Origin of the sequence: Sedimentibacter sp. (assembly GCF_038562225.1) — a bacterium.
In the GTDB taxonomy this organism is placed as follows: domain Bacteria; phylum Bacillota; class Clostridia; order Tissierellales; family Sedimentibacteraceae; genus Sedimentibacter.
In genome coordinates, this window is the sequence record NZ_JBCFAS010000002.1 from 801,023 (window position 1) to 813,851 (window position 12,829).

The 12,829-nt window shown below is 38.4% G+C and carries 4 protein-coding genes; all 4 read right to left on the reverse strand.

Annotated elements, in window-relative coordinates:
- Window positions 1–131 precede the first annotated feature (131 nt).
- Window positions 132–9,257 carry an S-layer homology domain-containing protein gene (locus tag AAGU76_RS10200; protein WP_342485377.1) on the reverse strand — a complete coding sequence of 3,042 codons (9,126 nt, stop codon included), beginning with the start codon at window positions 9,255–9,257 and terminating at the stop codon, window positions 132–134.
- Window positions 9,254–9,592 (reverse strand): hypothetical protein, encoded by a 339-nt coding sequence (locus AAGU76_RS10205; RefSeq protein WP_342485378.1) that lies wholly within the window; start codon window positions 9,590–9,592, stop codon window positions 9,254–9,256. The genes AAGU76_RS10200 and AAGU76_RS10205 overlap by 4 nt, the downstream gene beginning before the upstream one ends.
- Before the next feature lie 186 nt (window positions 9,593–9,778).
- Window positions 9,779–11,692, reverse strand: a complete 1,914-nt coding sequence (locus AAGU76_RS10210) for a GHKL domain-containing protein (protein WP_342485379.1) — start codon at window positions 11,690–11,692, stop codon at window positions 9,779–9,781.
- A gap of 5 nt (window positions 11,693–11,697) precedes the next feature.
- Window positions 11,698–12,417 carry a LytTR family DNA-binding domain-containing protein gene (locus AAGU76_RS10215; protein ID WP_342485380.1) on the reverse strand — a complete coding sequence of 240 codons (720 nt, stop codon included), beginning with the start codon at window positions 12,415–12,417 and terminating at the stop codon, window positions 11,698–11,700.
- Window positions 12,418–12,829 lie beyond the last annotated feature (412 nt).

The following is a 12,829-nucleotide window of genomic DNA, read 5'->3' on the forward strand; positions in this document are numbered from 1 at the left end:
AGTGGTTATTATCGTGTCATTCTGAGGGCTTTAGCCTGCAGAATCTCATCATTTTAACATATGAGATCTTTCGCTAACGCTCAGGATGACAGGAATGCGCTTAATGCAACGGCCCCATTGAAATTAACTTTTTATTTCAAAAGATTGTAAAGTATTTGAGCAGCCTGTGCCCTGGTTGTGAGTCCTGACGGATAAAGCCTGTTTTCATAGCCTGATATGGTACTTCCTTCAACAAATTGACTCATGGCGTCTAAAGCATAATCAGCAATATCATTTGTATCCACGAAATCGCCAATACTTTTTCCATCCATCCTTTGCGGAAGTTTGCCAAGCGTAAGAAGTATACGATATAAAATCACAGTCATATCCTGTCTTGTTATGAGGTTTTCAGGAGCAAACATGTTGTTTCCAACACCTGATACAAGTCCCATACGTCTTGCTGTTCTCAAATATCTTGAATAGTATTTATCTCCGGCGTCATCAAAATTGTCACTTATATCATCATCAATTGTCAGTCCGTATGCATTCATCACCATAATGAGAAAGTCTGCTCGTTTAATGTTATCTTCAGGTGCAAACATTCCATTACCAACACCATTGATAACACCTTTACCTGCCAGAAACTCTATTGCCTCATAATACCAGTCACCATCAGATACATCCTTAAAAGTACCTGTTACTATTCCAGGCTCTGCCGGTATGACAACATCACCATTTGAGGACCTTTTCAAAATTATTATTGATGTGTTGTTTGAATCCATGTAATATCCGTTTGCATTAAACAACCTTGCCATGACATTATATGTGCCGGTTCCGTTTAAAGTAAACTCATTTGTGTTTTCATCACTCCAGGCAAACTCTTCTGACCATACTCCGTCCTTCATAAACTGCCATTTAACAGGTATGAAATCAACCAGATTTTCAGCGGTTACCGTAATTTTGGCTGAGCTGTAATTTCTTTCAGGTGTGGTTAAAATTACGTTGCTGCTCTTTTGAGAATTTGTAACATTAATGCTATAAGCATCAGAAGCTGTTCCCAATTCTTTATTTACAGCAATAACCTTAAGATATAATGTATTGTTCAGAGCAAGCTTAGGCTGGTATGTTGCTGTTCCTGTGCCTGTGGCTAGCAGCCTGTTATCCGTTGCATTTCTTATTTCAACCGTGTGATTGCTGTTTTTAGCAATTGCAATAACTACTGTATTGTCCAGGTTGACTGCATTTAATGAATAATCAGTGACTGAGCTGTCAAAATTCATTGCAATTCCGTTTAACTTGATACTAGCCATTGCGGGAACCATGCTGCTCGGATCTGCAGTGAAGTATTCAGCAACTACTCTTGTACCTAGCTTCGTAAATACTATGTCTTTTGTTATGCTTTCTTCTCCGCCTAATTCTAAAAGCTCATCAGCTGTCACAGCAAGAAGCTTGGTTTCAATTATATTGCCTTTTACGTCCATCAGATAAGCTACTACATTTCCATTTACGGATTGAGTCATTGCCAGGTTTTTCACCTTTACTCTTGCTTTAGAATTATAATCATTATTTTCCTGCTCTATTGTTACAAGGAACTGATTTCCATTGTTAGCTTCTATAGGATTTGGAATCAGTATTGATTTATTGTTGTTGGCAGGATTGTATTCTATAATCTCTTCATACTTGCCCGCAACGTCTTCTTCCACCCAAACTTTAGCGTACAGTCTAACCCCGCCGCTTGGAATGCCTCCATAAGGAACAGTGTAGGTGAATCGCTTGGTGAGCGCTCCCTCATCTAAAAGCTCTAAATCACTTCCTGTTATTTCTTCAACTCCAACTATCGTTTCGTCTAAGAATTCAGGAGATGTGTACAAACCGGTATAAATTTTTCGATTACTGCTGTTTTCAAGATTTATGTCGCTTAAGTTGTTCAATGTAAGCTGAACTACTCGCCTGCCCTGTTCGTCACTTACAAGTTCAACCTTTGCAATTCCAGTGTCTGGAATATCCAAATTCAACAACCCTGATTTTTCCTTTAAATCACCGTCAGAAAAGCTTGCTGTCATGGTGTAATTTAAATCATGAATACCTATTGTTTCATTCGGAACATCATAGTCAACTGTCAAGACGGTGCTTTCATTAGGCAGCAGATTTAAATTATCAAATGTCTTAACTGTATTGTCAGGCTTTAATGATATGCTTATTGAGTCAACCGGCGATATACCCATATTTGTTGCTGTAAATTTTAAAGGAAGACTGAAGTTATTTTTTATTTCTTTATAATTGATGTATATGTCATCAACCTCTATGTTGTTTTCATACATTGCCGATGCATATTTCATGGAGCTTATGGAGTCTACGGTATATATTCCATTTCCCTGATCTTCAAGCTGACCGTTATATGAACTGCAAAGCATCACTACATTAACTGAGTTATCATAATTGGAATATGCATCCAAATGGTCTATAAGCGTATAATAGTCCATTGTTGCAACATCAAGGGCTGCAGTAAGATAAACCCTGCCGCTTGAGCTTGTCATGAATTTTACTGCTTTTATGCAGTCATTTTCTGCACTGTCGTTTAATTCATCATTGTATTCCAAGGTAGGCTCAACCCAAATGATTGACAAATCATCAAGACTTAAGTTTTCTCCTTTTACAAATCTGAAAGTATCAGTGATGTTTACCGCTGAATTTACGTTTATGCTGATTATGGAGTCAATAAAACCGTTGTATATGCTTCCTGAATTGTCAATTGCCGCAAGTTTTATGTCAGAGACTCCTTGCTGTGTAACACTGTACCATCCTATAACGAATTTTTCACCTTCTGCTCCAAAATCAACTGCTATAACCTGAGGATTTTGGTCTGAGGAATCATCATTAGTCAGACGGATGTCTGTTATTACTTTGTTGTCGCTTCCTATTAGGGCACAAACTGTTTCAAATCCATAAGCAGGATTTCTGTTATCGGTTCCATAATCCAATGTATACGTAACTGCTGTTGTTCCATCATCCAGCATTGCAGCTGAAAGGCCCTTGACATTGCCTGATGAATTATTGTAGAGAGTGTAGACTTCATCATTCCACCTACCGTTTTCATATACCTTGTACATTATGGAATCATTCACATCATCATAGGATAGTCCGCTGACTGTTGAGCTGCTGCCTGCCAGACTTCTCCATGCTACAACTGCTCTTCCTCCGTTTGCTGCAACAACTGGGGACATATCAGATACCATGTTGTCAGTTAAAGCTGTAGTATGCCAGCTGCTTCCGTCATAGATGCTTGTCATGATTTCTGAAGAACTAATCATTGCTTTTATATCTTCATTTGAAGCTGAACCATCGCTGACTATTTTTACACCTTGTTTTTCCCAGGCTGCTGCTGCAAAATCTTTGGTACCATCTATTTTTATATTGCTGTCTGCATATACATCCTCAGGCGATGGCTGCGGCAAAGCTCCTCTGTCTTCATAGCCCGATGCTCCCTTGACTGCCCAGCTTGCTCTTGTTTCATTTAAATCGGTTGAACCATTGTCAGACATGTAGCCCATGATATATCCGTCTCTTGTGGTTACAGGATTTGCATAAGGATATGAATTAGATTGAATATCCGTTACGCTGGTCATGCTGAGCGCTCTTCTTAGGGATGAACCTCCCCAGCTTCTGTCGTACAATTCCAGATAATCTCTGTCTTCAAGAGTTAAGCCCTCTTTAACGGTCCTGATACTTGTGGTCAGTCCATACATTCTCATTTGATTGGTCATTTTAAATCCAAGTATTTCTGCAGTTTGTTTGTCTTTCCAATCTTCAATTAATTCAGGATTTCCTTCGGTCCAGAAATTTTGAGTGTATTCATAGGATGCTAAAACCGCCTCATATGAAATAAACAAAAATTTAGCTACAAATTTAATTCCTACCTGCCCGGTTAATCCAAGCTCTATCCCATATAGCTGTCCGTAGCCGTAAGGCGGAGGGCTTAAATATGATCTGTTAACAAACTCAAGGTCGTAATCCAGATTTATTTTGCCAAATATACCTATCTTAACTGCCACTACAGAATAATCAAAACCGAAGCCTCCAAATGCGCTTAGATACATTTTGATTCTAAGTGCTGTAAAGAAGTCATTGACATCAGCCGCATTGACATTTGCAGGAACATTGCCGTAGGGCTTAACAGCACGGAATTCAAGGTTTTCTATAGCTCCTATTCCGAATTCGGCAGTTACCGGAACCGGCCCGACCATGGTGTTCATTTGGAAGGAAGCACCGAATAATGCGTCAAGGTCAAAGCCTCCTCCTACAACTACCATTATCCACTTTCCTGCTATGAAGTCATAACGAACTTCTACCTCAAAATATCCTTTAAAGTTCACACCGTAATCTATGCCGCCTATTACTGCCTTTTCCACATTTTGAGCTATATCCTTGTCAAGGTCATCGGAGCTTTTAAACATTAGATCCATCACTTGAGCTGCATCAGGAACATAATTAAGACTGCTTTCTACTCCTCCGACTTCAACAGTTACATCGCTGTCGTCAGTGCTTCCCATTTTCTGCTGCATTGTTATGAGACCTTTGAATATGGTAGGGTCTTCTGTTGCAATTATTTTCAGGTTCATAAATGGTCCGCCAAGTGTTGATCCGGACATCAGATCCAAGGCTAAACCTATAACGCTGTCACCGTTATTTACCATGGAACCGTCAAATTCCAGGTCTCCTGATTTATCTAAATCCTCGACTGCCTTTTTTACTCCTTTTGATTCATCATCAGCTGAAGGTGCTCCATACATGTTAGTCAGTGAAAATTTGCACTCAAGAGTTTTCAGTAAATTTACTTGGTCACTGAGATTCAGGAAAACATCTTTTGTTTCGCCTATATTAAGGTTCAATGAATCCTTGCTCATAGTAGTTATATTTTTAGTATATGCTAAAGATGCAAAGGGATATAAATAAGTCTTTATTTTTTGACCTTCTATGCTTTTCCCGTATTCATCCACAACTTTTACGTCGTAACCGTCTTTCTTCTCATGTCCCCACCATGCGACTGTTGTTTCTAAATCCGGTGAAGGATAAAGATTACTTGGACCAATCAGTCCCTTATAGTTAGTTACATCAATCAAGCGTCCGCCCGGAAGATTGTAGTTGATTTCCTGAGAAACAACAAATGGCTTGTTTTCGTCGTTTTCGGAAACTTCCTTTAAATTAACTACACTTTCACCAAATTTAACAGTATCCTCAATACTTATATTCCCGTTCACCTTTATGAGCTGAGGATAATAATTGTCGTTAAATACAACCTCATAGATGAATTCCAGCTTATCAGAAGCAAATAGCTTTTCACTGTTATTTTCAGTCCAGAACTTAGTTGAGTCGAAGTTCAACGTGAATCTGCCGTCAGAACCGATAGTCAGATTTTTTCCGGCTTTTTCCATTGTTTCCGAACAAATTCTCCCGTTTTTATAAACTGCTCCCCTGTATGTTACATTGCCTGAATATGGGTTACCTTGGGAATCTTTAAAAAACAATTCAACCTTTGCGGCGGGTCTTAGCTCAAATATATTAACAGGGTACAGATCATATTTCCCCGGATCTCCTTCGGAGGACATGAGCTTATCAAGGTACAATGTTCCCAGATACAGACTGGATTCATTGCCTGACCTTAAGGAAATGTTGCTGTTAATGCCTGATTCTTCATAGATGACTATTTGACCATCATTGTTTGTCTTGAGTTTTACAGCTGCTCCGTTTCCGTTTATGTAATCAAGCTCTGTTTCCTGCTTAGGATAGAAGTTGAATATATACAACTTGTCCTTCAATGTAGTTACATTAACTTCAAGCGTATCCTGCATTCCTGATGCGGCATGAGTTGCAGTAATTGTTGCAGTTCCATCTTGTTTTCCGGCAAGCATGAATTCTGTTGAAGGCCTGTAGCTTGTATAATCAAATTTTTCTATATTCTCATACACAGTTCCCTGTTTGTAATTAACGGATGCAACATTTGAATTGTCTGATTTCCACATAATCTGATCTGTGATATTCCCCCAAGGATATTCACTGTAATTAATACCTATAAATTTTTTAAGGCTTATATCCCTGTTTAATGCAAGTATGCCTTCGCTGCCTGAATTTTGGTATAAATCTGAAATATAAGAGTTATTGTCCATAGTTACAGACTGAACATCCTTATTGTCTGACATGATTTTCAATGAATCTTTATCATAGACATGAAGAACGAAGGAATCAGTTGACCATCCGCTGTCCTGTGTGTTTTTCGCCTTTATTGTCACAGTATAAATATCCTTTAAAGTTCCATCTGCTACAGGAGAAATATTCAATTTATAGCTTCCGGTACTATTAGTACTTGTGCTGTCAGTATATATTTCTGTTCCGTTTTTTATAACCTTAAACTCAAAGCTCCCTCCCATAAACTCAGAAAGCATCCAGTTTATATGAAGGCTTGCTGCTTCATCAGTTATATAGTAGCTGTCAAGAGGAGATAGTTTCACCTTTGCAGGCTGAGGATATACAATTATGTATCCAATTGCACTCAATATTTCAGCAGTGTTATCCGGATTTACAGCGCTTACCCTCACTGTATATGCGGGAGCTGAATCAGTTGAAATCTTTGAAAGCAAATTAGCAGGAACAATTAACCTGTTTGTATCAGTTGCTGTCGAATTATGCACTAGCTTGTCTGCTTCAACGGATTCATTAGTCAGGTAATAGCCATCAAATATTTCAACTGTAAATTCTGTAGAGATGCCTTCTGTTCGATTGATAAGATTTTGGCTCCATAGTATATTTACCGGTTCATTTTTTCTGGTGTAAAAAGCATTGTTGCCTACAGGAAATACAATTGCTGGAGACCCTCCGTCTGCTACTGTAAATTCAGGGGTTTCTGATGCAACAGGTTCAGAAAATCCTCCATTAAGAGCAAGTGCTCTGAATTTTACAACTCCCGGACTAACAGCCGTAATTACGCCTGTTATCGCATCTATGGTTGCAACGCTGTCATTGCTGCTTTCCCAGGTGAAATCCTTGAATGATGCATTTAGAGGATTTATGCTTGCTTTTAGCTGAGTTGATGTTTCTGATGTCAAATAAATCTTGTTGTTTTCAGGATAGCTGCTTGTATCTAACACTAATTCGCTAATTAATACTACTGGAGCAACAGTTGCTGTAACTGACTTGCCTATTACGGGATTTCCTCCGGTAAAATGTGCAGGCACAGTTTCAGTTGCCGCAACGAATGTTCCGTTCGTGTAAAGCTCTATCTTTATATCCTTTGATATTAGGTCCGCATAAGATCTGGCAGGTATGTACGCAGAGTAATAGGAACCTTCCAATGAGCCCTCTCCTCCCATCACAAGAGGATAGGTAATGTTATTTGCCTTGATAAATACTGATTTTAATTGCTCTTTATTAATGTCATAATCACTGTCTAGCCATTGTGACAAATCAGTATCTACATTTAATTTAACTTCAATTGTATCAGCAGGCGAATATTGCTTGTCATAAGGCTCGTTCGTCAGCACTATGTCTTTAAAAGCCAGCAGCGGGTCGCTTCGCATGGTTACGCCATCAACAATGGTTTTGTTGCCGCTTGATGGCCATATTGCAGTATAATTGTTTTTCATGTCGGCTATATAATTGACTGAATCCACGTACAAACTGTTGTTAGGAAGATTCGGCACTGTATATAGGAAAGTTGCATATTTTGAAAAAGTTGTTATGCTGCTTGTTAAACTGTTATACTCCAAAGAACTTAGAGTATTTCCTTCAATGTTCATCAAAACATTTGAAGCATTTACAGGCTCAGAAAATTCAACAACCACAGGTATCTTTTGTCCTGAATAATAATCTCCGGCATTGGCTGTAATTGATTTAACCGTAGGAGCCTTTTTATCGATTATGGTAACCCTGATCTGAGGTATTGAATACGTTATTGATTGACCGGCAGGATAAGGTATGTTAAATGCAGGATTTGAAAAAACAAAATATTCCGGCCACTCGCTGGTATTAACTCTGATAACAGAACCAATGGGATTTATCGAATTAGGAGATAAGACCCTGATGCTAGAAGGAGAGGTAGTTGCACACACTTCACTTCTGCTGTTTAAAACCTGCGGGGTGAAATTTAATAAATACTCAGTACTGCCTGTCGTATTAAGTCTGATACTGTTTAATAAGTACTCAAATGTAGCGTTTGTATTGTCATCACTCCAGCCAATATCCTCCAATGTGCGATTTATATTTGTTCTGTTAGTATTGTAATGTGCCGGTATGGTATATGTTGCAAGGTCAAACGGTCGGTCAAATATACCGGTATTATCATTAACATATTCCCAGGTATAGAGTTTACGAACAAATATAGTCATATCTTTGCAGTTTGTATTTCCTTCAAATAAAATATTTACAGGATCATACACCTGAACTGCTAAAAATTTATCTCCATTCCACCTTTTATCGGAAGTTGCCGGATCATACGTTGTGTTTAATATTCTTATGTCTCTGGTAGCCACAGAAGTTCCCGCAGGTATCGTAACAGCTTCATTTATTCCTGAGTAATTTAATCCATCCTTAGCAGAACCATCAATGGTTCTTACTTTAAAGGAAACATCATAGTCAAGAGTTAAAGGCTGAGAATTTTCATCTAGAATTTCAAAAGTTATGGTAACAGGAAAATAAGCGCTTGAAATACTGCTTAAGCCCGTAGAACTTAAAGAAGTCCTTATTCTAGCATTGTGATTTATTTCTATGTATGGTTCTGCCCCCAAGCTGCTTGCCTGAAGCATGATACCTTCGTCCTGTACTTGTAGTAGAAAACTTTCCAGTAATGATACTTGTTCCTCAGTCAGTGGCACAGCATCAGTAAAATATTCATTTTTAATTCTGGCCAACTCTTCTTCGATTTCAATCATTACTTTCAAGTCTGACAATGTGAGGTCTGTGCCATCTACGCTCACAACTCTGCTTAAATCAGAATCTGCTTCATAAAGCAATTGTTTTACCTGTTCCAGGGTCATGGGGGTACCGTCAACCATAATGCTTTCGCTGACATTAAGATTGCCTTCTTCATCTAACAATCCCATATTTGAAAGCTCATTAACAATGTCATCTTCCGTTAAGCCATCGCCATATAAATTCTTGAGTTTGTCCAAGATTGTCTGGTTTTCCTGCACAGTATTGTTTATGGTATCTGAAGTCAAAGCAAATGCCGGAGTTGCCATTTGCAAAACCATCATGACCACCAAGATGATGCTTAAAATCTTTTTCATACATTCCTCCTCCATTTTAGGCAGTAAGGGATTATGCTCCTTACCACTGCAATATATTTGTTTTCGCCCACTTGGGCATATCCGGCAATCCATTCAAACGGTTTTTTATGGCTTCCTCTTGGAAATATGGGAACATCTTTTCCGGTGTTTGTACGAAGCACATCATGAGATTCAATAGGCTGAGTTAAATTTCCTACTTCCCCTATAATTACAAAGTCGCTGCCCGGATACATCTCCCTCATTTGTTTTGCATTCAGGTATGGAATTTTGTTCTTGCTCCATTTTTCAATGAAAATCCGTGTCTGATTTGTTTGCGGATAAAGATAGTAAATCATTTTAACCACCCTTTCTAACTATAGCACAAAAATGGATGGCATCACGGAGATGGCGAAATTGACGCTTTTTTCGGCGAAATTGGCATAAAAAATACCTCCAAGCGGATAATCTAATTTTAATTAATTAGGCTGTCTACTTTGGAAGTATCATATCAGGCTGGCAGGGCAGTAAATGAAAATCTGATCTTACTCTGTATCACAGGGATTGGGAAATGCAGCCATCAGGGTAAAAACCTGATCGTTATGCATGGTTTTGACGAATCCCCCGCAGTTTTCCGTGACATTATTAATGTTCTTCATACCAATTCCGTGGAATTCTCCGTTCTTGGTTGATATGTAGCTGCCGTCTTCAACCTTCAGGCAGCCGTTATAGGAATTTTCTATTTTCATCAGCATCTGACCGTTTAAAGTTCTTGCTTCCATAGAAATGAAACGCATTTTCGAATTGTCCAGATTCCCGCAGGCCTCAATCGCATTTTCCAATGCATTGCTCAAAACGATGCAAAGATCGGTGTCGCTCATGGAAAGATTTTTTTGTATGCTGCAGGCACAGTGAAACAGAATTCCATCTTTTTTTGCCTTTAAACAGTAATATCCCAAAATGGAATTTGCAATGATATTTTCACAAAATACGGGAAGCTGATCAGTGTCGGTTATTTCAGCATATTCATCTAAAAATTGTTTCAATTTGTCATATTGTCCCTCATCAGAAAGCCTCCTGGTCACACTGATAAAATGGCGCAGGTCGTGCTTGATACCGCGGATTTCATTCATCTGCTCACTTAAATTATCATAATATTCCTTCTGCATCGCAATCTGATTCCTTGCCTGTGCAAGCTGGGAGGATGATACTGCTAAATCATTGTACACATCTGAGTTATGCAGGGCATAGGCTAAGATTACAATCATAAGGTATACCGTAAGCAAAGTCAGCAATGCAAGCGACATATTGATGTAAATGCTGCCGTTGATGTAGTAGGAGTCTATTATCAGTCCGGAAATGGCGAGCATGACACCCCAGAATGTCAGCATGCTGTACTTTTTCAGATGATTTCGTCCCAGATAAATCTTGAAGAACGAATATATCTCCAAGGCAAATGTAGAAACAGGCAGCAGAATTGTCAGATGCCGATTGTATATCCCTTGCGGAATGAAAAGATAAGCAAGGTATATGATTGTGTAATAAAGGAGAAAACCATATTTTTCATTTCGGGAATAGGAAACCCCAAACTGTTCCTGCACCAAGAAAATCAACAGCAATTTAAACACAAAGGTGACAAAAAACATCAATTCGTTTATAGATTCATAGGAGAGATTGAAAAACACTTTGCTCTGCCAAAAGCTGTAAAACTCCGTCGTCAGCATTATGCGCAGAAGCACAAATAAACCCATTGCAGGCAGCCAGTTAGAACGTGTGCTTCTTTGAAATGACATTATATACAGGACGATTATAGACAGTAGGGAAAACAGCACGGTTCCAAACAAAATAAACCGAATACTGGCTCTATTGCTGTTATCCTGCACGGCTCGGTCGTAGTCCTTTAAAACAGGCGCCATGTACAACCCGGAAAACTTTGTGCTCTCTACTTCAATCACTACCTCATGCTCTTTTTCAGCAGACATCGTCACAGGGTAAAGTTTTGCATGGGGAGCTGTATTAATGGCACTTTCTGCAGTCAGCTCGCCATCGATAAATATCCGATATGCACTGCCGAAGTCCGGGATGTAGACAGTAACAGGTTGCATATATTCAACCCCTTGAAGCATTATTCGATAGCTTGCGAATCCGCTTGCCGGCAGCCAACTTCCATCTAATTTGTACTTAGACCAATAATCCGGTACATTTATTAGAAAATCAGGCTTGTCATCATACTGCGGTTCAGTTACAATCATTCGTTCCCAATAAAACTCCCACTTTCCGTCCAGAATTATTGTCTGAGAAGGAGAAGTATGATTTACATCAATGTTTCCGCCTACAGCTGTAGGAGCACCGGTCAGGTTATGATAAAACTGAGTATAAATAACCGGCAGATGTGTAAACAAAATCACTAATATAAACCCTAAAATCAGATATGTTTTTGAGTGCTTTGATTCCTTCATCATTATTATCCTTTGCCCATATGAGAAAATAAGTACGCATAATATTGATTTTTTGCATTCTTCATATACTTTTTAGAGATGCTGATAACAACCTGTCCTATACGAAAGTGAGCTTCACCCATTTCTGTGATATAAGAAGTATTTACAATAAAGCTCTGGTGACAGCGAATGAAGAAATTTTCCGGCAATTCTTTTGTAAGGTTGTCCAACTTGCCGTAGCACTGCAATGTGCTTCCATCCGACAGATGGTACAGTATGAGTTTGTCTCTGCTTTCTATAAAAAAAATATGGCGGCAGTCTACGCTGTACATAGTTGATTTGTAGCTGAAACGAATCTTATAGCTGTGTTCCCTTCTGATCTCTTCGATTGCGCGATCCAGTACACTGTATAACTTTTCCCTGTCAAAAGGCTTTAGGATATAGTTGAAGGCAAACACCTCGTACGCCTGAGAGTAATGTTCATTGCTAGATGAAACGAAAATGATTTTGATATCCTTTCTCTCCCTGCATATTCTCTGCGCTGTCTTTATTCCATCGATTCCCGGCATATAAATGTCCAGAAAAAGGATGTCTGCGGATAGCTTGGAATCCAACAGCTCGTCTATCAGCGTTTCTCCTTTTGTATAAGTGGTTATTTCAAAAGAACTGTCGTAATTATAAAGAGCAGCTGACAACAGCCGGATATCCTCTGCCATGTCGTCGCAAATTGCAATTTTAATCGGCATATACACCATCCTACAAGATAAATTAATTGCTTCACTATAATTTCTAACATAAGAATTATTCTATTTTACACTGCTATACACTATTTTACATTATTTCACAAAAATAACAACACATGTCTTATGATTTCTGTAATTCCCCTGTTGTACAACCATTCGAACAAATCAGATATCATTTGTTTTCATTATACATTCCTTTACATTATTTTACCATCAATATAACAAAAAGATAGAAGAATACCAGATGCATTAGTATTTTCTATCTTTTATTTCAATAAGACTGCTCAATATAAAAAATAAGTTCAAATAAAAGTATTTTCATGATATTATATATAGGTATCTCCTAAATGTAATTTTTTCATTTTAGATATTTATTATTGAGAAAATTAATTGTTAAGCTGTTACTAAAGTATTA